The following is a 21,562-nucleotide window of genomic DNA, read 5'->3' as shown; positions in this document are numbered from 1 at the left end:
CACGCTGCGGCCGGCGCTCCGTCGCCTGCGTTTGCTGGTGCCGGTATGGCTGGGCACGCTGCGGCCGGCGCTCCGTCGCCTGCGTTTGCTGGTGCGGGCATGGCCGGGTACGCTGCGGCCGGTGCTCCGGCTCCCGCGTTTGCTGGTGCGGGCATGGCCGGGTATGCTGCGGCCGGCGCTCCGACCGGGACGTCGTCCAGCCCTGCAGCCAGCTCGGCAGGGGCAGCCACTCCGGCGGCGACCGACGGCGACAAGACGATCGAGTCGTGATGTCGAAGGGGGCCGGCGTCCTTGCGACGGCCGGCCCCCGCATCACCCTGGTTCCGCTCAGTTGGCTGTTGCCGGCGGCAGCGGGACGATGGATGCTGACGTCCCATTCCGAACCGGCCGCAGCCGAGAGTCCAGACCGCACCCATGCCAGTCAACGCATCGTTCGACACAAGCCCTCCGACATCGCCGGCTCCGCTCGGTATCCGGCTGGGCGATACCGTCCACCATGCAGCCAAGCGCTTTTTCCTGGGCACCCATCGTACGGCGACGCCGGAAGAGACGCTGGAACGCATCTCCCCCCATTTCGCACGCTGCGGAATCACCCGGTTGGCCGACGTCACCGGGCTCGACCGGTTGGGCATCCACACGGTGCTGGGGCACCGGCCGAACAGCCCCACCTTGTCGGGCAGTGCCGGCAAGGGATTCAGCCTTGCCGCCGCCACCGTGTCGGCCGCGATGGAGGCGATCGAGTTCCACCACGCCGAGACGATGCAGCTTCCCTATCTGGAGGCGAGCTGGAACGAATTGCCGGCGGATGGACGCATCCCGATCGACCGCATTCCCGGCACCAAGGGCGGAGCCTTCCGGCCCGACAATCCGGAATTCTGGACCTGGGGCTGGGATTTGATGAATGCCCGCCCGGTCGCTGCGCCATGGACGTCCGTCGGCCTTTACAGCAACCCGGTTGCCCGGCCCGGCCTGCGCAGTTTCTACGCGATGGGAACCAATGGCCTGGCCAGCGGCAACCACATCCTGGAGGCGGTCGCGGCCGGCCTCTATGAGGTGATCGAGCGCGACTCGGTGGCGTGCTGGCGCTATGCCGGCGAAGCGTTGCGCATTCCGATGCCGCGGGTGGACCTGTCGACCGTCGATGCGCCGTCCGTTCGCGATCTGCTGCGCCGCTTCGATGAAGCGGGGATTGCTCCGTTGCTGTTCGACGTCACCACCGACATGGGGGTGCCGAGCTACATGGCGATGGTCTATGACCGGGATGTCCGCAAGACGGGCATGCATCGCGGCTACGGCAGCCATCTGGAACCCGCGGTTGCGATGTGCCGTGCCCTGACCGAGGCGGTGCAGTCGCGTCTGGTGCTGATCGCGGGATCGCGGGACGACTTCTTCCGCCGCGACCTGATCCGCAACCAGAACGCCGATGGCACGGCCGAAATCGCGGCGCTGGAAAGTACGCCGTGCAACGTCGACGGTCGGCGTCATGCGAACCATGCGACGCCGACCTTCGAGGGCGACATCGCGCTGCTGTTGGGGGTGCTGCGCCGGTCCGGCATTGAACAGGCCCTGGTCTTCGACCTGACCCAGCCGGAGATCGGCATTCCGGTCGTGCGGGTGGTGGTGCCCGGTCTGGAGGGATATCTTTTCGACTTCTACACCCCGGGCGCACGTCCTTTGGCCTTCACCAGGGCACTCCAGGCGCAGGCCGGTCCGGTGGGAGCGGTCGCATGAACATGAAGGGGCGCATGAAGATCTGCGTGTTCCTCGGCCCGACGATGCCGTTGGCCGACGCCCGGGCGCTGCTGCCCGACGCGATCTACCTGCCGCCGGCGGCGCAGGCGGATGTTCTCAGCGCGATGACCATTCATCGGCCGGACGTGATCGCCCTGATCGATGGCGTGTTCGGCCAGTCCCTGTCGGTCTGGCACAAGGAAATCCTGTTTGCTCTGTACAAGGGAATCGCCGTCTATGGCGCGTCCAGCATGGGCGCGTTGCGGGCGGCGGAATGCCATCCCTTCGGTATGGTGCCGGTGGGCGAGGTGGCGCGGCAGTTCATCGACGGTCGGTTGACCGGAGACGATGAGGTGGCGCTCGCTCACGCCGGGCCGGAGGACGATTATTTTCCATTGTCCGAGCCGCTGGTGAACCTGCGCGCCAGCATGGCCGCCGCTCTGGCGGCAGGCGTGGTCGACGTCGCGCTGCACGACCGGGTGATCGCCGCCGCCAAACGGCTCTACTTCACCGACCGGACGCGGGACCGCATCTGGGCGGACGCCGGGCTGACCGATGCGGAAGTGGAGCGGATTGATCGCTTCCTGGCGGGCGGTGCGATCGATCAGAAACGCCGCGATGCCGAGGCGCTGCTGATCCATCTCGCCAGCCTGATCACCCCGCCGCGTCCGGCGCCTTTCACGTTCAACGCCTCGCATTCCTTCAACGTGCTGTACGAGCGCGACCGGCGCGTGGCCCATGGTGGGCATAGCGTGCCGCTTTCGGAAATCGCCAGCCATGCGGCGCTGCACCGTCCGGACTTTGCCGAGATCAACAAGGCGGCGCTCGGGCGGCTGTTGACCATGCAATTGGCGGAGGTGGTTGGTGTGACCGTCGATCAGGCGGCGGTGGATGCCGAAGTCTGGCGTTTCTGCGTCGCCCGTCAGCTTGGCAGTCCGGCGGCCTTGGCCGACTGGTGCAACCGGAATGACCTGACCGACTCGGAATTCACCGAGCTGATGCATGAGCTGGCGGTCGAGCGGGCCATGATCCGCTGGCTGATTCCCCGTCGCATGCTGGCGCGCACGACCAAGCCGGTGCTGAACGAACTGCGCCTGCGCGGTCTGTATGAGGCGACGGCGGAGGAAGCTGCACTGATCGAGCAGGTGATAGCACTGCATTTCAGCGACAACAGCCAGCAGCCCACCGAAACGATCGATGAACTGATCGCCGACCATCTTGCCAACACCAGCTGCCGCATGGACGCGCCGGCCGATGTGTGGGCCAACGAGAGCGGATTCAAGGACGTCCTCGACCTGCGCATCGACCTGATGCGGGCCAAGCAGGTGCGTGATCTGTTCCGCCGGTTGGCCGCCGAGGCGGAGGCGGCGCTTGGTGCGGCTGCCGAGGCCCAGTCCGAAGAGGAGATGCAAGCGTGACCGAGGTGACGATTCGCATGCCGACTCCACTGCGCGGCTTCGTTGGCGGGCGGGATCAGGTGGCGGTGCCGGGCACCACCGTGCGCGAGGCCCTGGTGGCGCTGACTGCCGGGCAGGAGGTGTTCCGCGACCGGCTGTTCACGGCAGAGGGGGAACTGCGCCGGTTCGTGAACGTCTATCTCGGCCGCGACGACGTGCGGCGGTTGGGCGGGCTGGAGGCGGCATTGCCGGCCGGCGCCACCCTGACCCTGATGGTCGCCCTGGCGGGCGGTTGAGGAGCTTGGCGTCATGAGCCTGAAGGACCGGCGCCTTGCCGACCTGCGTGCCCGTATTCCCGAAGTCGCGGCTGCCGATGCGCTGGCCCTGCAACGGGACGGCGCCGTGCTGGTCGATGTCCGCGAGGACGAGGAGACGGCGACCGGCAGCCCGGCCGGGGCGCTGCGCCTGCCGCGCGGTTTTCTGGAACTGCGGATCGAGGAGAAGGCGCCCGACCCGGCGCGTCCCCTCCTGCTGATGTGTGCCGGCGGCACCCGGTCGCTGTTCGCGGCGGAGGATCTGCTGCGGCTGGGCTATGCCGATGTGCGGTCGGTCGCCGGCGGTTTTTCCGCCTGGAAGGCCGCCGGTCTGCCAGTGGAAGTGCCGCCGCAGCTCGATGCTGCCCAGCGCGAGCGCTACCGCCGCCACCTGACCATGCCGGAGGTGGGGGAGGCCGGTCAGCATAAGCTTCTGCGCAGCCGCGTCGCCCTGATCGGGGCCGGTGGGCTGGGTTCGCCGATCGCGCTCTATCTCGCTGCCGCCGGGGTGGGGCGCCTGACCCTGATCGACGATGATCGGGTGGAGCGCAGCAATCTGCAGCGCCAGATCCTGCATGCCGAAAGCCGGCTGGGCCAGCGCAAGGTGGAGAGCGGCCGCGCCGTCCTGCTGGACCTCAACCCGACCATCGAGGTGGTGTCGCACGACACCCGGCTGGAGGCCGCCAACGTGCTGGACCTGCTCGCCGGGCACGACGTGGTGGTCGACGGGTCGGACAATCTGCCGACGCGCTATCTGGTCAACGACGCCTGCCTGCGGCTCGGCCTGCCGAACGTCTACGGCGCCATTTTCCGTTTCGAGGGGCAGGTGTCGGTGTTCGGCGGCGCGGCACCGGGGGTGCGCCCCTGTTACCGCTGTCTGTTCCCTGAACCGCCACCGGCCGAATATGCCCCGTCCTGTGCCGAGGCCGGCGTGCTGGGCGTGCTGCCCGGCGTGATCGGCACCATCATGGCTGCGGAGACGATCAAGCTGCTGCTCGGGCTTGGCGAACCGTTGGCCGGCCGGTTGCTCCTCTATGACGGTCTGCGCGGCGAATTCAACGAGATTGCCGTTCCGGTCGACCCGGACTGCCCATCCTGCTCAGCCGGCGCGAGGCCGGAATTGAGCGACATTGCGGCAGTGTGCGGGGGATGATCGAGAGCGGTGGCACATCCCCTCTTCCGCAATCGGACAGACCTTCGGTCGGCCGAGGGCGGAAGAGAGCGTTAAGCCGCCGTCTTCTGGACGATGACGCTCTGGACCAGCTTCTTCAGGGCGACGAAATCAACCGGTTTGGTCACCAGTTCGGTCGCGCCGATGTCCAGGGCGCGGCGGCGGTTTTCGGTGTCGCCATAGGCGGTGACCATGATGACCGGCACATGCGGAGCTTCCGCACGAAGGTGCTGCAGGAAATCGAGGCCGCTCATTCCCGGCATATTGATATCGCTAAGGACAAGAACAGCCTCCGGTTGCAGTCCGGAGCTCAAACTCTTGAGCGCTTCCTCGCCAGAGGAGGCGAAGTGAAGTGCCAGTTCGCCACGGCGCAATTCTGCGCGAAACCGCTGGCGGAACAGATCCTCGATATCCGGTTCGTCATCGACGACGAGGATTCCCAGGGTCATGTCTTTCGGCGCTCCCCTAGCGACATGGCCGTCACGGATCGTGGCAGCGTGATCGTAAACTCGGCGTGCTCGTTTTCGATGCTGGATACGTCGAAACGGCCCCTGTGTTGATGTACCACGATGTCGTAGCTAAGTGAAAGACCTAACCCGGTTCCTTCCCCGGTCGGTTTTGTGGTGAAAAACGGCGTGAAAAGCTTCTCGATCACTGCGGGAGACATGCCGATACCATTGTCGCGAATTCTTACGGAGACGTAAGATTCTCTCGTTTCGGTTGTGATCATCAGTGTCGGTTTATAGGTTGAGTCGCCGCAGATCAACTGTCGTTTGCGGACGGCGTAGAAGCTGTTGGTAAACAGATTGACCAGCACGCGCGAGATGTCCTGCGGTACCAGCTTCACCTCCCCCACCGCCGCGTCGAGTCGACGCTCCAGCGTCGCATTGAAGCTGCGGTCCTGGGCACGGAAGGCATGGTAAGACAGAGTCAGCGCCTCCTCGACCAAGCCGTTCAGATCGGTGGTCTGCCATTCGCCGCCCCCGCCACGCGAATGGGCCAGCATGCTCTTGACGATGTTGTCGGCGCGTCGGCCGTGGTCGGCGATCTTGCGCAGGTTGCCTTGCAGGCTGCCGGCCAGATCGTTGACGTCGACACGCGTGGCGTCGTCCAGATGGTCGTTCAGCGGTTCCAGCAATTCCAGCAACTCGTCCAGCAGTTCCCCCGACAATTCGGCAAAGTTATTGACGAAGTTCAGCGGGTTCTTCAATTCGTGGGCGATGCCGGCCGTGAGCTGTCCCAGCGCAGCCATCTTCTCCTGCACGATCAGCTGCCGCTGGGTTTCCCGCAGTTCCTTCAGGATGGCCTCGGCACGTTCCTTGGCTTGCCGCAACTCGTCCTCAATGCGCTTGCGGTCGGTGATGTCATGGTGCGTGATGACATAGCCGCCGTCCGCCCGCGGCGCGTTCCGGATATCGAGCGTGCGGCCGTTCGGCACCCGGCGTTCGGAGTTGTAGATCCCCTTGACCCGAAAGCGGTTGCACAGCGCCGCCACCGTTTCCTCACAGGGAACGTCGCCGTAATCGCCGCGGCTGTGGTTGTAGGTCAGGATCAACCCGACGGCCGTGCCTGGAGGGAACATGCCGACCGGATAGTCCCACAGCCGGTAGAATTCGCTGTTGGCGCCTTCGACGTTCAAATCGCTATCCAGCATCAGAACGCCGTTGGGCATGGCGTCGATCGCCGCCTGCAACAGCTGTTCCTGGTGCGGCAGCTCGGCATTGGCGGCGAGGGGGCGCATCAGGGTCAGCATTTCCATTACCGCCGGCTGGCCGCCCCAGTCCACCGATTCCATCAACTGGTCGAACCATTGGATGCTGCCGTCCGCGCGGTGGCGCTTGATCCGGCGTACCTGTGACCGGATCAGCCCCTTCAGGCAGCGCGCATAGACATCCTTTTCCGTGTGCTGGTCATCCTCGGGCACCAGAGCCATGGCACTGGGCAATGCCTGGACGCTTTCGGTGGTCTCGTAACCCAACAGGCGGGCGAGGGTGGCGCTGCAATGCAGGATGGTATCGCCGCGGTGGACGAGCAGGCCCGGCATCGCAGCGACGAGCTGGTCATGATAGACGTGCCCGAGATCCAGGGCTTCCTGCACGGACTGGGGCGGCGAAACCCTGAGGTTGGTGAAATCGTCCATCTCGATCGTCCATTTGGGTCGTCCAAGCCGGTCGTCACGCGCGTTCCGCTCGTACTGGTCTCATCACGCTTGCATCGTCGCCAGCCGGCATTCGCTCCGGTGCCGTTTCAGGGGGCATCCAGCGGCAGTCGCAGGATAACGGTCGTGCCGTCACCGGGAGCACTGTCGATGTCGATCTCGCCCCCCAGCTTGCCGGTGACGAGGTTGAAGACCGCGTAGAGCCCCAACCCCATGCTGCCCGATCCACGCCGGGTGGTGGCGAAGGGCTGGAAGAGCCGTGGCTGGATGTCAGCAGGGATGCCGCGGCCGTTGTCGGACACGCACAGCTCGACCCGCTCATTGCCAAGCAGCCGGACCGACACCATGACCCGACCCCGGCGGTTCGAACCGTGATCCGGTCCCTCTTCCCGACCATCGACTCTGCCATCGGCCATTGCACCGGCGCCGACACCATCCATGGCGACCGTGGGGGAAGGCTCCGGCTCGAAGGCATGGGCGAAGGCGTTGGTCAGCAGAGCCAGCAGCACCTCGGTCAAGGCACCGGGATAGGTGTCGAGCGCCAGCCCGTCCGGGCATTCCAGCACAAGCTCGTGCCCGGCGGCGGCCGGCTGAACCTGCACCGCCAGCACGATGTCCGACAGGTAGTCGCGCAGGCCGACGCGGCTGCGCGGCGAACTGGCCTTGCCCTCCGTCACCAGCTTCAGGCTCTGAATCAGGGCGGCGGCGCGCTCGATGTTGGCAACCAGCAGGGTGGAGACCTCGCTGGCGGTGCCGACATAGTCCTGGAAATCGCTCTTGCGCAGCTGGCCGCCGTTGAAGGTCATGATGATCGCCTCCGACGCCGTCTGCAGATGGGTGGCGGCGGTCAGCGCGATGCCGACCGGGGTGTTGATCTCGTGCGCGACCGCGGCGATCATCTGGGCGATCACCGCCATCTTCTCCGCCCGGATCAGGTCGGACTGCATGCGCTCCAGGTCGGCCAATGCTTGTTCGGCCGAATCCTTGGCACGGCGCAACGCCTCCGCCTGCTCCTTGCGTTCGGTGATGTCGTAAAGCCAGACGATGAAGACCGGCTGGTTTTCATAGTTGGTGCGGTCGACGGACATTGCCATCCAAACCGTCCGCCCATCCTCGCGCACGTAATGGATCTCGTCGGAGGCCGATAAGGCGTCGGTCCCGGATGCCCGCTCCGGCCGCCGCTCCTGGACATGGCGGAACAGGGTGGGGGCGCAGCTTTGCTGAAGGGTGTCAGCAGGCACGCCGAACAGGTCGGTGCAGCGCTGGTTGCAATAAAGCAGGTCGCCGGCTTCGGTGATGATGGCGACACCGATCGGGCTGCCGTCCAGGACCCGGCGCATACGGGCGGCCTGGGCGCGTGACGCCGCCTCCGCCGTGCGGGTTTCCTGAAGCGCGTCGCGCAGGCGGCGCACGGCGCGGCAAGCCTCCAGCGTCTTGTGGATGGTGGCTTCCAGGTCGGCGAAGTCGATGGGCTTGATGATGAAGTCGAAAGCGCCGCGGTTCATTGCCGCGCGCACGTTGCCTAGATCGCCATAGGCCGACACCATGACCGCACGGATGTCGGAATTCACCTGCGGCAGATGGTCCAGCAGGGTGAGCCCATCCATGCCGGGCATGTTGATGTCGCTCAGCACCATGTCGATGTCGGGCCGGGCGCGCAACGTCGCCAGCGCTTCCTGCCCGTCATGGGCGAACAGGAACTCCAGTTCGCCGGTACGGACGGCACGGCGGAAGCGCTGCATGATCAGCGTTTGGACATCCCGTTCGTCGTCGACAACCAGTATCTTGCCCATCCCGCCTTCCTACCGCCAACCTGCAAGACAAGCAGGCCGTTCCGCCGGAACCGGGTCACACGCCGATCCGTGGGCCCCACAATAAGCGTGCATCTTCCGAACGGGAAGGGCTGTGGCGTATGGCACCCCATCGGTTGTACGCCGCCACGGGCGCAAGACTGGGCCGGACCGCAAGCGAAAATCCCCTGTTCCCTGTGGACTGTAGGTGTTGAAGGATATCACGGGATTGCGGCACGGCCACCCGATTGTAAATGATTAGTGTCTGATCAATCCTCTCGATGCCGCGCTGGCTGCTCCTCCATGTCATGGCCGAAAGCGCGATCCGCGAGCGGCAGGGTGAACCAGAAGGCCGCACCCCGGCCCGACTCGGGGGGCGGGCCGGCTGGTGCATCCTCCACCCCGATCCGGCCGCCCAGATGCTCGACGATCCGCTTGGCGATGGCCAACCCCAGGCCGGTACCTGCCGGCTTGCCGGTCAGCGCACTGCCGGACTGACGGAAGCGGTCGAACACCAGTTCGCGGTCCTTCGCCGCCACGCCGGGGCCGCTGTCGGCCACCATCACCCGCAGAGCATCGCCGTCCAGATGGGCCTTCAGCCGGGTCCGGCCGCCGGGCGGGGTGAATTTGGCGGCGTTGGACAGCAGATTGACGACGACCTGGATCACCCGGTCCACGTCGCCGCGCACCGGGGGCAGCCGATCCGGGATTTCGACGGACAGGGCAATGCCCCGCTCCCGGAACAGCGCCTCCGTTGCGGCGACCGCCTCGGCCAGAGCCCGTCCGGCGTCGATGGTCTCGATGCGCCAGTCCAACGCGCCGGCCTCGATCTTCGCCATGTCCAGCACCTGGTTGATCAGGCGGGTCAGCCGCTCGCTTTCCTTGATGATGACGGCCAGGAACTCCTGCCGCTGCTCGGACTCCAGATCGGGGTCGTCGTAGAGGATCTCGCTCAGCGCCCGGATCGAGGTCAGCGGTGTGCGCAGCTCATGCGTGACGGTGGACAGGAAATCGTCCTTCAGCCGGTCCAGTTCGGTCAGCCGTTCGTTGGCGGTGCGCAGGGCGTCGGTGGCGCGCTCCAACTCCGCCGTCTTGCGCTCCAACTCGCGGCTATGGGCGATGACGTCGCTGGTCTCGTCCAGCATGCGCAGAAGTTCCGCCGCCTCCACCGCACCCGTCGAGACGGAGGAGGCGAGGGCGACGCGGGCGGACGCTCCGCCGATGGCGCCGGCCAGCAGCCGTTCGGCCAGCCGCAGCCGCTCCGGCCCTGCCGGTTCGTCCGGATCAGCACCGGCGAAGGCCCGCTCGGCCCGCTGGGGGCCGAGGAAGCGGGCGACCATGCGGGTAAGGTCGCCGACACTGGCGGCGCTGCGCCAATCCGGCGGTGTCCCCCGCGGTGGTGCGGTGGCGTCCGGCGCCGAGTGGAAGACATCGACGAAGGCGGCGGCCTGCGCCCGCTCCGCCGCCCCTTGCCGGTCGAACAGTGACAGGCCGACATAGGCGCCGATGTTGGCAAGCGCTGTCCAGAACAGCGCATGGGCCAGCGTGTCCCAGCTCTCCAGCCCGAACAGCGCATAGGGCCGCAATGCAGCGATCCCCCACGGTCCGTCGGCGATGAAGCTGGCCGGCAGCCAGCCCGACCGTGCGAAGCTGGGCAGCAGCAGGGTGTAGGCCCAAATCAGCGTTCCTGCCGCCACCCCGCCGATGGCGCCGCGGCGGGTGCCCCTGCGCCAGTAGAGGCCGCCGATCAGCGCCGGCGCGAACTGCGCCACCGCTGCGAAGGAGATCAGGCCGATCGACACCAGGGCGTAGGCCGACCCCGCCAGCCGGAAATAGCCGTAGCCGAACAGCAGGATCGCCACGATGGCGACACGCCGCACCGCCAGCAGCAACGGCGCCAGATCGGCAGAGCGCGCCAGCGCCTGCGGCCGGGTACGCAGCAGAATCGGCACCACGAGATCGTTGCACAGCATGGTGGACAGTGCCACCGACTCGACCACGATCATCCCCGCCGCCGCCGACAACCCGCCCAGGAAGGCCAGCAGGGCCAGCCATCCGGCTCCACCGTTCAAGGGCAGGGCGACCATGAACAGGTCGGGATCCAGCTCCCCGCCGAAAGTCAGTAGCCCCGACAGCGCCACCGGCAGCACGAACAGGTTGATCAGCAGGAGATAGAGCGGGAACAGCCAGACCGCGCGGTCCAGATGGCGTTCCTCGACCGACTCGATCACCATCACTTGGAACTGGCGCGGCAGGCACAGCATCGCCGCGGCTGACAGGATGGTGGTCGCGACCCAGGCCCCCCATGGCCCGCCGCCCGATCCCGCGGTGCCGAGTGCCGGCTCGCTCCCCATCAGGCGGATGAGATCGGGGCGGTTGGCGGCCGTGGCGAACAGGCTGTCGAGCCCGCCATGCAGACCCCAGACCACGAAGATGCCGACCGCCAGGAAAGCGACCAGCTTTACCAGCGATTCCAGCGCGATGGCGGCGACCATGCCCGGATGATGCTCCGCCGCGTCGATCTGGCGGGCGCCGAAGACGATGGCGAACAGCGCCATCACCGCGGCGATCAGGAAACCCTGATCAAGGAAGGGGGCGAGAAACGCGCCTGTGGTCGTGCCCAGCCCACCGCCGGTCAGTGCGGTGAAGCTGACGGCGACCGCCTTGAGCTGGAGGGCGATGTAAGGCGTTACGCCGACTGTGGCGGTCAGCGCCACCAGCCCGCCCAGCAACGGGCTGTGGCCATAGCGGCTGGCGAGGAAGTCGGCGATGGAGGTGATGCGCTGCGCCTTGGCGATCCGCAGAATCTTGCGCAGCACCAGCGGCGCCAGCAGCATCAGCAGGGTGGGGCCGAGATAGACCGGCAGGAAGCCGATGCCCAGCGTCGCCGCCCGTCCGACCGATCCGTAGAAGGTCCAGGTCGTGCAATAGACCCCCAGCGACAGGGCGAAGACGGTGGGGGAGGCGATGACGCTGCGCTCCGCCGCTTCTCGCCGGTCCGCCCAATGGGCAATGGCGAACAGGGCGGTGAGGTAGAGTAGGGCGGCGATCAGGACGGTGGCCCAATCCAGTCTGGCCTCCATCCCGTCCTCCTAGCGCGCGCGGCCGGCGAGCGCCGCCAGCGCGATCACCGCCGCCCACAGGCCGAACACCCAGCCATAGAGCGCCGGCATTCCCAGGATCGTTCCCTCCACCCCGAACAGGCCGAGCAGCGGCGGATTGAACAGGGCGGCGGCCAGCAGGAACAGGCCGATCATCCGGTCACGGTACCGGCGGGGTTCCGGCGTGTGATCCGGCCCGCTCAAAAGGCGCGTTCCCGGGCGGCGAGTTCGACCAGGATGTTGGCGCCGCGGATGGCGTCGTCCAGCGTCCGCACGTCGCGCTCGCGCAGCATCTCGATCATCCGCAGGAAGACTGCGGCGGTGACCAGACTGTCGCCCAGCGCGGTGTGGCGGTCGACCACCTCGATGCCCAGCCGTTCGGCGATGCCGTCCAGCGTATGATCGCCGTCATTGCCCAGCAGCATGCGCGACAGGAGCATGGTGTCCAGAACCGGACAGTCGAACGCCACCCCCGCCGCCCGTTCCTTCATTTTCAGGAATTTCAGGTCGAAGGCGGCGTTGTGTGCCACAAGCACCGCGCCGGAGACGAAGCTGCGGAACTGCGGCAGCACGGTGTCGATGGTCGGCCTGCCCGCCACCATGCCGTCGGTGATGCCGTGGAAGGGGACCGATTCCGGCGGGATCGGCCTGCGGGGATCGACCAGCGTGTTGAAGGTCTCCCCGGTCAGGATGCGCCCACCCACCACACGGACCGCGGCGATCTGGATGATCTCGTCACCGGTGCTGGGCGACAGGCCGGTGGTCTCGGTGTCGAACACCACGTAATGTAGCCGATCCAGCGGCGTGCGGCCCAGCTCGCTGGTCGCCAGCGGCTGGTGCAGCAGCCCGAAATCGAAGAATTCCGGCCGGGCGCCGGCCTTCGGCCGCGGCTGGGCGGTGCGCGGAGACTGCGCCGGCGGCAGCGGCACGCGCAGCCGGGCGCGACCGGTACCAGTGTCGGTGGGCAGCGGCTCGCTCCAGGCGGTGCTGCGGTGGTGCTGCAACACGTCGCCGGCGCTGAGGCCGCCCAGCCCGTCGGGCAGGGTCTGGTCCAGCCAGCCGTCCAGCGTGGCGCTTGGCACCGCAGACCCTTGCCAGACGAGGTCGAGATAGACCCAGCGGTCGCCGTCCTGCGGCCCGGCTGCCTCAAGGTCGAAGGCGGTGGCGCCGGTCAGCGCCTGCACGCGCCGGATCAGATAGGCGAACAGCAGGACGAGGCTGTGGCTGTCGCCATGCACCCATTGCGGCAGGCCGGTCAGCGTCACCGTGGTGGCGGACTCCGCCCCCATTCGGTGGGCAACGAGGGTGATCAGGTTGTTGGAGTGGATGTCGCTCATCGGCCAGCTGCCGGTGACGACGTTGCGGTAGGCGGTGGTAACCCGCTCCAGCCGTTGCGACAGGCTGTCGCAGGAGTCCAGCATCGCGCTTTCGAAGGCCGCACGGTCGCCGGGGCCGAGGTCGGGCGCGTCGTACAGCGTCTCCACCGCCGCGCGCAGATTGGCGATGGGCGCGCGGAACCCTTCCGTCGCCTCGCGCAGCAGCGCATCGCGCTGGCCCAGCGCTGCCAGTTCGCTGGTGGCGTCGGACAGGGTCAGCACATAGCCGGTGATAATTGGGCCGGTGATACCGGGAGGCTCGTCCGAGGCCGGAGCGGGGTCTTGCAGGATGGCGCTCATCCGGCCTTCCAGCAGGATACGGCCGTCGGTGGTGGCACCGACGAACTGGGCTGTGGTGCCGTGTTCGTGGTTGATGTGCCGGCCTTCGCGTACCCGCAGAGTCAGCCGTTCCAGCGTGTGGGTCACCGGCTCCGCCACCACGAAATGCAGCAGCGAGCGGCCCAGCCCAAGCTCTCCCGTCAAATGCAGGATATCGAGGGCGGTCTGATTGTAGAGCAGGATCTGATGTTTGGTGTTGCAGACCAGAACGCCTTCATGCAGGTCGCGCAGCACGGCGGCGAGCTGCGTCTTCTGTTCTTCGGCCTTGAACGTGGACTCGGCGACGGTGCGGGCGATGTCGCGGCGGACCTGGGCCAGCTTGTCCGACAGCTCGTTCACCGCGCGCGCGATGGGCAGCAGGTCGCCATAGCGGGCCAGCGGCACCCGGCCGCCGACGGCCCCCTCCGCATTGCCGTGGGCGATCAGCCCGGCCTCGCGGCTCAGCGTCTCGGCGGCGCGCAGCAGATAGCGGTCGACCGCCAGCCACAGCCCCCACACCGCGGCGGCGCAGGCCGCCGTCATCACCACGGCATAGGTCAGCAGCGGGTCTGAGGCGTCCGACCCCCGCACCGCCACCGCCAGCCCGACCGCCAGCACCACCAGACCAAGACCGGCGGCCCGGAAGGCCAGCGGGATCATGCGGCGGGGCAAGGGGCGGGGCAGGGATGCGGGCGACGGCGCGCCGCCGGTCTTCCGCTCCGGCCGCAGCCCGTCCAGCGCCGGGGCGGTCATGGTGCCGGTTCCATGCTGCCGGCCGCAGGCAGACCCAGATGGCGGCGGACGGTGGTCAGCAGGTCGCGGGTGGAGAAGGGCTTCGTGATGTAGTCGGTGGCGCCCAGCGCCAGTCCCTTCTGCCGTTCGACATCACGGCTGCGTGCCGTCAGCATGATGATCGGCAGGGTCTTCCAGGCCGGGTTGGTCCGCAGGGTCTGGCAGACGTCGAAGCCGTCGCGTTTCGGCATCATGGCGTCGAGCAGGATCAGGTCGGGCGTGAAGTTCTCCACCGAGCGCAGCGCCTCGTCCCCGTCGCGGGCGATACGCACGTCGAACCCGGCGCGCTGCATGAGGACCTGGAGCGACAGGACGATGCTGGGTTCGTCGTCGACAACCAGGATGGTCGGCTTCATGGCGGGGCGTCCTCCGGTACGCCGGTCTTTTGCCGGCTTCCCAATTTGCGGCCGGGGCAATGCATTGGTGCCCTGGAATGTCCATGGTACGAGCAAAGAGAAGCGGGGATCAAGCGGCACTCCTGGCTCCCCCGACCAAAGAACGGGGGTGGAGGCCGAAAGAAAAAGCCCGGCCGCGACCAAATGTCGCCGCCGGGCTTTCGTTCGGATGACACGGTGTCGCAGGGGCGGGGACCGGTTGGCCGCCGCCGCCAGCCCCACCGGGGATCAGCGTGTGGTCACGACGACCGGGTTGAGTCCCATCTTCGATTTCAACTGCTCCGCCTCGCGCTTGGCGGCGGCTGGATCGGGGTAACCGCCGACGCGCACCGCGCGCCAGGAGCGGTTGGAGCTGTCGGTCCAGTCCACCGTATAGGCCTGAAACCCGTTGCCCTGAAGCCGCTGAACCAGCGAATCGGCGTTCGCCGTGACCGAGAAGCTGCCGACCTGCACCGTGTAGCGCCCAGCCGGCGGAGGAGCGGACGGGGTGGCTACCTTGGCGGTCGGCTTCGCCTCGCCATTGGAGGACGCAGAAGGAGGGGCAGCGGACGGAGCGGCCGGCGTCGGGGCTGCCGGGCGCTTTGCCGTCTCCTTGGGCGGCGCCAGCATCGCCTGCAACGAGCCGGTTTCCGCCGGCGTTTCCGGTTTGGCCGCTTCGGGCTTCGGTGCTTCCGGCTTCTGGACGGCGGGAGCGCTGGGTGGGCTTTCGGCGGTGGCGCGCGGCTTGGGTGTTGCGGCGGTGGCGGTGGCCGGGACGGCCGGCGGTTCCGGGACTTTCAGGACCGGCGGCGGGCTGGCAGGCAGAGCGGCAACCGGCGGCGGCGGAGCGGCGGAGGGGGCCGTCTGGACAGGCGCGGTCTGGACCGGTGGAGTTTGGGCGGCAGGCGTCTGTGTCGCGGTGGCCTGCGTCGTGGTGGCCGGGGTCGGCAGGCTTCCGGTCGTGGGCGTCGGAGTGGCCGGTGCCGGGTTGGCGGATGTCTGGTTCGATGGCGCGCGGGTGATGGCCGGGGCCGGCACCATCGGCGCCGAATTGTTGGCGGCGGTCGTCACCGGCGCCGGATCGCCAGACCCGAGATACACCACGCCGACGGCGATGCCGCCCGCCGCCACCAGGGCCAGCGCGATCTTGCCCAGCGGCAGGCGGCTGCGGCCTGCCGGCTCCTCCTCCTCATACTCCAGATCGTCGTCCTGCGGGTCGGCCCGCAGGTCTTCGTTCAAGGCGCGAAGCAGCTTGGCGATGTCCTCGTTCTCCGGCGGCGGAGTCTCGGAAGGTTTGCCGTTGGCCTTCATCTCGTCCTTGAAAGTCGGTGTGGTCAGGGTAGGAGCCTGTCGGTACGGTGGCTTGAGCGTCACGGTCGACCTGCGCTTGCCCGTCATCGCGGGCCGGCTGAATGCAGTAAAAGGGGCCTTCCGGGCGCCTGGGCCGCGGAACACGGACCGGCTGCGGAAAGCCCCTTCTCCTTATCGTATTTTGCCGCCCCTTCAAACCGCCATGCGGTCGCGCCCGGCAGTGGGGCGGCACGAAAGAAGGGACTTCAGCCCTGATGCGGCCGGGTCGGGTCGACCGGCTGGGCGGTGGTGGTCGCCGTCGGCTGAGGTGTGGTCGGCTGGGGATGGGCAGGCTGGGCCGGCGCCGGGTTGATTGCAGCCGGGGGCGCCTGGGCGGTGGTCGCGGCGGGCGGCTGGGCCTCGTCCTCGTCCTTCAGGCCGGCCTTGAAGGCTTTCACGCCCTTGGCGATGTCGCCCATCACGTTGGGCAGCTTGCCGGCGCCGAACAGGAGAAGCACGATGACCAGAACGATCAACCAGTGCCAGATGCTGAAACTGCCCATCGATCAATACCTCTGAAAAACGGTCGGAGCGGACGTCGTCGCGGTCGCCACCAATGTGAGTGCCCCTTCCGCGCCGCACAAGAGGGAGCCGTCGGGAACGCCGTGATAAAGGCGGTCCCGTCAGGCCGTCGGGCCGCTCTCCGCCGGCTCTTCCGGCAGCTGGTGGCGCATGATCAGCGGCGCCTGGAAGGCGCTGAACAGCAGGGTCAGCGGCATGATGCCGAAAACCTTGAAGTTGACCCACATGTCGGTGGCGAAGTTCCGCCACACCACCTCGTTCAGCACTGCCAGCAGCAGGAAGAACCACGCCCAGCGGATGCCCAGCGTGCGCCAGCCGTCCTCCGACAGGTTGAGCACCGTGCCCAGCAGGCGCTTCATCACGTTGCGGTGCGTCGCATGGGCGACGAACAGGACGATGGCGAACAGCAGGTTGACCAGAGTCGGTTTGATCTTGATGAACAGGTCGTCCTGAAGCCACAGCGTCAGGCCGCCGAACAGCAGCACGAAGCCGGCACCGACCACGGGCATGATCGGAATGCGCCGTTCCAGCCGCCAGGACACCACGAGCGCGATGGTGATGGCGACCATGAAGACCGCGGTGCCGGTCATGATGCCGGCCTGGGAATTGGCCACGAAGAAGGCGGCGAGCGGGCCGGCTTCGATCGCCAAGCGTGCGAACTGATTCATGGTCCCTGACATAGCCCGAACCGGCCGCCCATGAAAGGGGCGAATGTTGGCGGGCGGGACATTCGGATGCACTGCCCCGTCCATCGACGGGTGATGCCTATCGGTGACAACGCACGGTTCCCGCCGCCGGAAGGCGAGCGGGGCTTTTCTCGCGCCGAGTGTTTCGCTACCTCTTTCGTCATCCGCCCTTTGGCGGAAGGCGCGAGCGGAGGAAAAGCGAATCATGGAAGCGGCCGAGGTCAAGGACCTGATCGACGAAGCCCACGAGCGGGAGCAGGCCAAGCGCAAGGCCCTTGGCGGACACCATGCCGATAATGCCGAGGACGGTGGTCACGGGGTGAAGATGTCCACCGCCATCTACATCTCCGTTCTGGCGGCGGTGCTGGCCATCGTCAGCGTCGCCGGCTCCAACGCCGGCAAGGAGCTGATGGCCAGCGCCATCGAGGCGTCGGACAGCTTCGCCTATTACCAATCCAAGACCCAGCGGCAGATCAGCCTGCGTCTTGCCGCCGACGAACTGGAGCTTCTGTCCGCCGGCATGCCGGCCGACGCCCAGGCCAAGGCTTTGCAGCGTTCCGTCGAATACCGTCAGTCGGCCGACCGGATGGAGGCCGACGAGGGCAAGAACAGTCGCAAGGACCTGCTGGCCAAGGCCAAGGCGGCGGAGGTCCGGCGAGACCATGCCGCGGCTCAGGATCCCTATTTCGACTTCGCCGAAGGCATGCTGCAGTTGGCCATCGTGCTGGCATCGGTCTTCGCCATCACCAACTGGGTCTTCATCCTGTGGGCCAGCCGCGCGCTGGCGGTGGTCGGCGTGCTGATGGCGGTGGATGGCTTCACGCTGATCCTGCCGCTGCCTTTCCTCTGATCGACTCTTGAGTCCTCCGTATGATCGGTTCAAGGGCCTCAGCCTGAACCGATCACATGCTAGAACTGGACCGACAGGCGCAGGGATCCGTAGTTGGTCAGTGACTTCTGACCTTGGAATTCCGGCGTCTGCAAGGTCTGGGCATAGGTCAGACCATAACGGCCGTAGCGCAATGTCAGTCCTGCCTGCATGCTGCCGACCAGCGGATGCTTGGCGACCGACCGGCTTTCGCGGAAGCTGTTGCCGTCCAGGAAGATGTTGCGCGCCACCGCCCGGCCCTCGGCGCTGGCATAGACGTACCAGGAAAAGCGCCCCGGCCGTTCCGAATAGGGATTGTCCTGGTAAGGGATGCTGGACGTAGGGCGCGTCACCAGTGCGCCCACCGGTGGCGGCATATTGCCGCCAAGCCGGACGGTGGCCCCTGCCGCGGCGAAGGTCAGCACGTTGCCGACGCTCCCGGCGAGATGGGGGCTGAGGTCCCATTCCAGCGGGCCGAGGCTGTTGGGCTTCTCGTCGCGCCAGACATGCTCGTAGCTCAGCACCACGCCCGGCTCGTCATGCAGCTGATAGTTCCAGCCCTCCGGATAGGTGGCGCCGCTGACGATCTTGTGGACCGTCTTCTGCGTCTGCTCCGCCAACGAGGCCGGGCCGACCATGCCGAGGTCGAGGTCGATGCGGTCGACCGCCGTCGCCGCCTCGTTCAGAACCGACACGCGGCCATAGAGCCAGCCGGCATAAGGCCGGTCCTTCGGGTTCGGGTTACGGGCGGTCAGGTCGCCCGGCGTATAGATGTTCTGGCCGAAGGCGAAGCCGTAGCGCCGCACTCCGCCCGGCTCGATCCACGGCACGAGGTTGGCGAGCCAGTCGATGTTGCCGTAGGTCGGCCGCGCGCCGGAGAAATAATAAAACTGGAAGCCGTTGGTGTAGTAGCGGTCGGTCCCGCCGCCGAACAGGTCGTTGTCGATCCAGAACCCGATGGCCGGGCCGGAGGTCGCGGGTTCATCGCCGGGGGGAGGGATGGTCTCCTGCGCCGTGGCCGCCGACGCGGTCAGCAGCAGGATTGCAAATGCTGCCGCCAAAGTGGGGCCGCTCTTCGTCACCATTCCGACACGCTCCATCCGTTTCGCGAGATAACGGACGGAGGAGAGGTGCGTTGCGCTGCAGTGCAGCTTCTTTGGGGGTAGGGGGCAGTGCGTCGACGGACGATACCCCCGTATCCTCACATCCGGGTTCGCAATCCCTCCACCGCCTCCTCCAGCGTCATGTCGATGCGCTTGATCCCGTGCAGCGCCAGGAAGCGTGCCTCGTTCTTCGACAACTCGCCCGGGATCACAGCCCAGTGGCTGTCGGCTGATCGCTTGGCGATCTGGCGGGCGAAGGTTCGCTGGATCTCGTGGTCGAAGCGGCAGCCCAGGAACAGGAAATGGCGGCCGGCGCGGCGGTCCTGGACGATCGCGGGGATCGGAGTCTGGATGTCGATCTCCGTCAGGATCTCGACATAATCGCTGTCGGAGATCAGGTAGTTGCCGGCCGGCGTCACCGCGCCCGACGGCTTGTAGAGCACGGTGTCCCAGCCGGCTGCCGCGTCGGCGGTCGTCTCGGCGCCGTCGGGGGCGTAGTAGCGCACCCATTCGCCGGTCGATTGCGGGTGCGACACCCCCTGGATCTGGCCCCAGGTCCGGTCAGCGGCAGCGCTCAACAGGCTGTCCAGCACATTGTCGTACCAGACGTCGACCAGCAGCGGTGGGGCTGGGATCGCCGCAAGCAGGGCATGCACCGGGGTCGCCGGCACGGTCTGGCGGAAAATCTCGTCGAGGATGGTCTCCAGCGTCTTGCGGTGCTTGCGCGTCTCAATGAATTGGGCGACCGCGGTCAGGTTGGACCGGATGCGACCGGGAGCGGCGACCTTGGCGTTCAGGCGCTGCACCAACTCCGCCGAATTGCGCGGGATCGGGCATCGGTCGGGTGGCAGCAGGGCGAAGGCGCCGGGGCCGAGATAGGGCACCACCTGCTGTGCCGCCAGAGCCGCGGCGATCTCGGCCAGCGCCGCAGCGGCGTCCGGCACCGTGACGGAGTCGGAATCGGTTGCAAGCGTGGTGTCGCTCATGGAAGGCCTCTCCCTTTGGTTCTCAGAGATAGATCGCGGCGCCGGCGCCGGTGTTGACGCTGGCATCCTTCAACGTTTCCACGATGAAGGCGACCTGATCCCGGGTGATCTTGCGGTGCAGCGGTAGGGCCAGCACGCGGTCGGCCGTCTTGGTGCAGACCGGGCAGGCGCCGCGGCCGGCGCCCTGCTCGCCCAGCGCCTCGATGTAATACTGCTGGGTGTGCAGCGGCTGGCCGTAGTCGCTGGCGTCGATGTCGTGGGTGTCCAGGTCCTCAATGATCGACCGCCGGCCCGACGCGCTGAAGCGGGTGCCCAGATGGACGCAATAGAGCATCGGGTTAACCACCTCCGCCCCCGGCCCGCGATAGGGCGGCTTGATCCCCTCGAAGCTCGCCATCGCTGCGTCGTAATAAGCGATGACCAGATTGCGGCGGGTCAGGATTTCCGGCAGGCGTTTCAACTGCACCAGTGCCAGCGCGGCGTTCAGGTCGCTTATCCCCGCTTGCCAGGGCAGGGTACGGGTGATGACCACGGTGTTGCGGTGCTCGGTCTCGCGCCGGCGCATGTAGCGCAGCCGGTGGGCGAGGTCGCGGTCGTCAGTGACGATCATGCCGCCTTCGCCGGCCAGCAGGATGCCTGGTTCGGAAAAGTCGAAGACCGCTGCGTCGCCGAAGGTGCCGACCATCTGGCCCTTGTAGGTGGAGCCGATGGCCTCGGTCGAATCCTCCAGCAGGATCAGGCTCTTGGCCTCGGCCAGCGCGCGCAGCTCATCCCAATGGGCGGGATGGCCGTTGACGTTGGCGGCCAGGATCGCCCTGGTCTTCGGTGTAACGAGGGTCGCTGCTTTTTCCGGGTTGATGGTGTGTTGCCAGTAATCGATGTCGACCAGCACCGGCGTGGCGCCGGACAGCGCCACCGCATGCTGGACCTGATGCCAGCCGAAGGGGCTGCACAGCACCTCGTCGCCCTCGCCGATGCCGTAGCCTTTCAGCATCAGCAGCGTGGCCATGGTGCCGCTGGACACCGCCACCGCATGGTCGCGGCCGACATAGGCGGCGAAGGCGTCCTCGAACGCCCGCACCATCCGCCCGTCGCTCAATGCCCCGGAGGACAGCAGGCGGCCGAGCATCTCGACCTCGGCACCGGAGATGTCCGGGTCGGTCAGCGGGATGTAGTCGTCAACCTCGTCTTCTTCGGCGGGGGAGGGCTGGTGCAGAATTGCGGCGGCATCGCTCATTCACTCGTCCTCGTCCCGTTGGGCGATCACGACGCCGGTGGCAAGCTCCGGCTTGTCGGTGATGAGCCAGCAGTGGTTGTTGCCGTCCACCAGATGCAGGTCGAAGCCAGCCTCTTCCCGGAAGGGATCCTCCGCCATCACCGCGGCCATGGCGCCGGTGACGGTCTTCAGGTCCGGGTTGGCCTCGCGCACGCCGCGGACCACGGCGTCGAGCCTGCCGCCCCCGGCGAACAGCCGGCCGGCCAGTGTGGCGATGCTGTCGATGCGCTCGGGCGAAAGGGCCATAGG

At 67.2% G+C, this 21,562-nt stretch carries 19 protein-coding genes; 5 read left to right on the top strand and 14 right to left on the bottom strand.

The window, feature by feature from the left end:
* The first annotated feature begins 414 nt into the window (after window positions 1-414).
* From J2848_RS07430 to moeB, 4 genes are read left to right on the top strand one after another with little or no spacing between them, the layout of a single operon-like run.
* Window positions 415-1,731, top strand: a complete 1,317-nt coding sequence (locus J2848_RS07430) for a YcaO-like family protein (protein ID WP_149229785.1) — start codon at window positions 415-417, stop codon at window positions 1,729-1,731.
* Complete coding sequence (locus tag J2848_RS07425; RefSeq protein ID WP_246193664.1) at window positions 1,728-3,149, top strand: TfuA-like protein; 1,422 nt, start codon at window positions 1,728-1,730, stop codon at window positions 3,147-3,149. The genes J2848_RS07430 and J2848_RS07425 overlap by 4 nt, the downstream gene beginning before the upstream one ends.
* Window positions 3,146-3,424, top strand: coding sequence for a ubiquitin family protein (locus J2848_RS07420; protein ID WP_246193665.1), 279 nt, complete (start codon window positions 3,146-3,148; stop codon window positions 3,422-3,424). Before J2848_RS07425 ends, J2848_RS07420 begins: the two co-directional genes overlap by 4 nt.
* 13 nt (window positions 3,425-3,437) lie before the next feature.
* Window positions 3,438-4,595, top strand: coding sequence for a molybdopterin-synthase adenylyltransferase MoeB (gene moeB, locus J2848_RS07415; protein WP_149229786.1), 1,158 nt, complete (start codon window positions 3,438-3,440; stop codon window positions 4,593-4,595).
* A gap of 71 nt (window positions 4,596-4,666) precedes the next feature.
* On the opposite strand, the gene J2848_RS07410 is transcribed toward moeB, so the two are convergent.
* From J2848_RS07410 to J2848_RS07365, 10 genes are all read right to left on the bottom strand, one after another.
* Window positions 4,667-5,062 carry a response regulator gene (locus J2848_RS07410; RefSeq protein ID WP_149229787.1) on the bottom strand — a complete coding sequence of 132 codons (396 nt, stop codon included), beginning with the start codon at window positions 5,060-5,062 and terminating at the stop codon, window positions 4,667-4,669.
* A complete protein-coding gene (locus J2848_RS07405; protein ID WP_149229788.1) occupies window positions 5,059-6,753 on the bottom strand; it encodes a PAS domain-containing sensor histidine kinase in 1,695 nt (564 codons plus the stop codon). The genes J2848_RS07410 and J2848_RS07405 overlap by 4 nt, the downstream gene beginning before the upstream one ends.
* Before the next feature lie 107 nt (window positions 6,754-6,860).
* Window positions 6,861-8,564 carry a hybrid sensor histidine kinase/response regulator gene (locus J2848_RS07400; RefSeq protein ID WP_149229789.1) on the bottom strand — a complete coding sequence of 568 codons (1,704 nt, stop codon included), beginning with the start codon at window positions 8,562-8,564 and terminating at the stop codon, window positions 6,861-6,863.
* Window positions 8,565-8,830: 266 nt separating this feature from the next.
* Window positions 8,831-11,644 (bottom strand): sensor histidine kinase, encoded by a 2,814-nt coding sequence (locus J2848_RS07395; RefSeq protein ID WP_149229790.1) that lies wholly within the window; start codon window positions 11,642-11,644, stop codon window positions 8,831-8,833.
* A 9-nt stretch (window positions 11,645-11,653) separates the two neighbouring features.
* Window positions 11,654-11,866: a hypothetical protein gene (locus J2848_RS07390; protein WP_149229791.1), complete on the bottom strand. Its 213-nt coding sequence runs from the start codon at window positions 11,864-11,866 to the stop codon at window positions 11,654-11,656.
* On the bottom strand, window positions 11,863-14,109 hold the full coding sequence (locus tag J2848_RS07385) for a 3'-5' exonuclease (protein WP_170306944.1): 2,247 nt from the start codon (window positions 14,107-14,109) through the stop codon (window positions 11,863-11,865). The genes J2848_RS07390 and J2848_RS07385 overlap by 4 nt, the downstream gene beginning before the upstream one ends.
* Window positions 14,106-14,504: a response regulator transcription factor gene (locus J2848_RS07380; RefSeq protein WP_149229792.1), complete on the bottom strand. Its 399-nt coding sequence runs from the start codon at window positions 14,502-14,504 to the stop codon at window positions 14,106-14,108. The genes J2848_RS07385 and J2848_RS07380 overlap by 4 nt, the downstream gene beginning before the upstream one ends.
* Before the next feature lie 267 nt (window positions 14,505-14,771).
* A complete protein-coding gene (locus tag J2848_RS07375; RefSeq protein ID WP_246193666.1) occupies window positions 14,772-15,896 on the bottom strand; it encodes an SPOR domain-containing protein in 1,125 nt (374 codons plus the stop codon).
* Window positions 15,897-16,078: 182 nt separating this feature from the next.
* The gene (locus tag J2848_RS07370; RefSeq protein WP_149229794.1) at window positions 16,079-16,375 is read right to left on the bottom strand and encodes a twin-arginine translocase TatA/TatE family subunit; all 297 of its coding nucleotides are present in this window, start codon (window positions 16,373-16,375) and stop codon (window positions 16,079-16,081) included.
* A gap of 120 nt (window positions 16,376-16,495) precedes the next feature.
* Window positions 16,496-17,062, bottom strand: a complete 567-nt coding sequence (locus J2848_RS07365) for a septation protein A (RefSeq protein WP_149229795.1) — start codon at window positions 17,060-17,062, stop codon at window positions 16,496-16,498.
* A gap of 223 nt (window positions 17,063-17,285) precedes the next feature.
* Between J2848_RS07365 and J2848_RS07360 the strand changes: the two genes are divergently transcribed.
* Window positions 17,286-17,930, top strand: a complete 645-nt coding sequence (locus J2848_RS07360; RefSeq protein ID WP_149229796.1) for a DUF4337 domain-containing protein — start codon at window positions 17,286-17,288, stop codon at window positions 17,928-17,930.
* A 59-nt stretch (window positions 17,931-17,989) separates the two neighbouring features.
* On the opposite strand, the gene J2848_RS07355 is transcribed toward J2848_RS07360, so the two are convergent.
* From J2848_RS07355 to J2848_RS07340, 4 genes are all read right to left on the bottom strand, one after another.
* Entirely contained in the window at window positions 17,990-19,033 is a 1,044-nt protein-coding gene (locus J2848_RS07355; protein ID WP_149229797.1) for a lipid A deacylase LpxR family protein, read from the bottom strand.
* 116 nt (window positions 19,034-19,149) lie between these two features.
* On the bottom strand, window positions 19,150-20,037 hold the full coding sequence (locus J2848_RS07350) for an SIR2 family NAD-dependent protein deacylase (RefSeq protein WP_149229798.1): 888 nt from the start codon (window positions 20,035-20,037) through the stop codon (window positions 19,150-19,152).
* A gap of 22 nt (window positions 20,038-20,059) precedes the next feature.
* On the bottom strand, window positions 20,060-21,274 hold the full coding sequence (locus J2848_RS07345) for a DegT/DnrJ/EryC1/StrS family aminotransferase (protein WP_149229799.1): 1,215 nt from the start codon (window positions 21,272-21,274) through the stop codon (window positions 20,060-20,062).
* Complete coding sequence (locus tag J2848_RS07340) at window positions 21,275-21,559, bottom strand: hypothetical protein (protein WP_149229800.1); 285 nt, start codon at window positions 21,557-21,559, stop codon at window positions 21,275-21,277.
* Between the last annotated feature and the right edge of the window lie 3 nt (window positions 21,560-21,562).

Origin of the sequence: Azospirillum lipoferum, from assembly GCF_024170005.1 — a bacterium.
GTDB lineage: Bacteria > Pseudomonadota > Alphaproteobacteria > Azospirillales > Azospirillaceae > Azospirillum > Azospirillum lipoferum.
Note: the sequence above shows the minus strand (reverse complement) of the source record. Positions and strands in the feature narration are given on the sequence as shown.

What these genes read in the sequence shown, in the direction of transcription:
- J2848_RS07410 (WP_149229787.1), bottom strand. Translation starts at nt 5,062, where the DNA reads ATGACCCTGGGAATCCTCGTCGTCGATGACGAACCGGATATCGAGGAT.
- J2848_RS07395 (WP_149229790.1), bottom strand. Translation starts at nt 11,644, where the DNA reads ATGGAGGCCAGACTGGATTGGGCCACCGTCCTGATCGCCGCCCTACTC.
- J2848_RS07365 (WP_149229795.1), bottom strand. Translation starts at nt 17,062, where the DNA reads ATGAATCAGTTCGCACGCTTGGCGATCGAAGCCGGCCCGCTCGCCGCC.
- J2848_RS07430 (WP_149229785.1), top strand. Translation starts at nt 415, where the DNA reads ATGCCAGTCAACGCATCGTTCGACACAAGCCCTCCGACATCGCCGGCT.
- J2848_RS07425 (WP_246193664.1), top strand. Translation starts at nt 1,728, where the DNA reads ATGAACATGAAGGGGCGCATGAAGATCTGCGTGTTCCTCGGCCCGACG.
- J2848_RS07405 (WP_149229788.1), bottom strand. Translation starts at nt 6,753, where the DNA reads ATGGACGATTTCACCAACCTCAGGGTTTCGCCGCCCCAGTCCGTGCAG.
- J2848_RS07385 (WP_170306944.1), bottom strand. Translation starts at nt 14,109, where the DNA reads ATGACCGCCCCGGCGCTGGACGGGCTGCGGCCGGAGCGGAAGACCGGC.
- J2848_RS07355 (WP_149229797.1), bottom strand. Translation starts at nt 19,033, where the DNA reads ATGGTGACGAAGAGCGGCCCCACTTTGGCGGCAGCATTTGCAATCCTG.
- J2848_RS07380 (WP_149229792.1), bottom strand. Translation starts at nt 14,504, where the DNA reads ATGAAGCCGACCATCCTGGTTGTCGACGACGAACCCAGCATCGTCCTG.
- J2848_RS07360 (WP_149229796.1), top strand. Translation starts at nt 17,286, where the DNA reads ATGGAAGCGGCCGAGGTCAAGGACCTGATCGACGAAGCCCACGAGCGG.
- J2848_RS07350 (WP_149229798.1), bottom strand. Translation starts at nt 20,037, where the DNA reads ATGAGCGACACCACGCTTGCAACCGATTCCGACTCCGTCACGGTGCCG.
- J2848_RS07345 (WP_149229799.1), bottom strand. Translation starts at nt 21,274, where the DNA reads ATGAGCGATGCCGCCGCAATTCTGCACCAGCCCTCCCCCGCCGAAGAA.
- J2848_RS07370 (WP_149229794.1), bottom strand. Translation starts at nt 16,375, where the DNA reads ATGGGCAGTTTCAGCATCTGGCACTGGTTGATCGTTCTGGTCATCGTG.
- J2848_RS07340 (WP_149229800.1), bottom strand. Translation starts at nt 21,559, where the DNA reads ATGGCCCTTTCGCCCGAGCGCATCGACAGCATCGCCACACTGGCCGGC.
- moeB (WP_149229786.1), top strand. Translation starts at nt 3,438, where the DNA reads ATGAGCCTGAAGGACCGGCGCCTTGCCGACCTGCGTGCCCGTATTCCC.
- J2848_RS07400 (WP_149229789.1), bottom strand. Translation starts at nt 8,564, where the DNA reads ATGGGCAAGATACTGGTTGTCGACGACGAACGGGATGTCCAAACGCTG.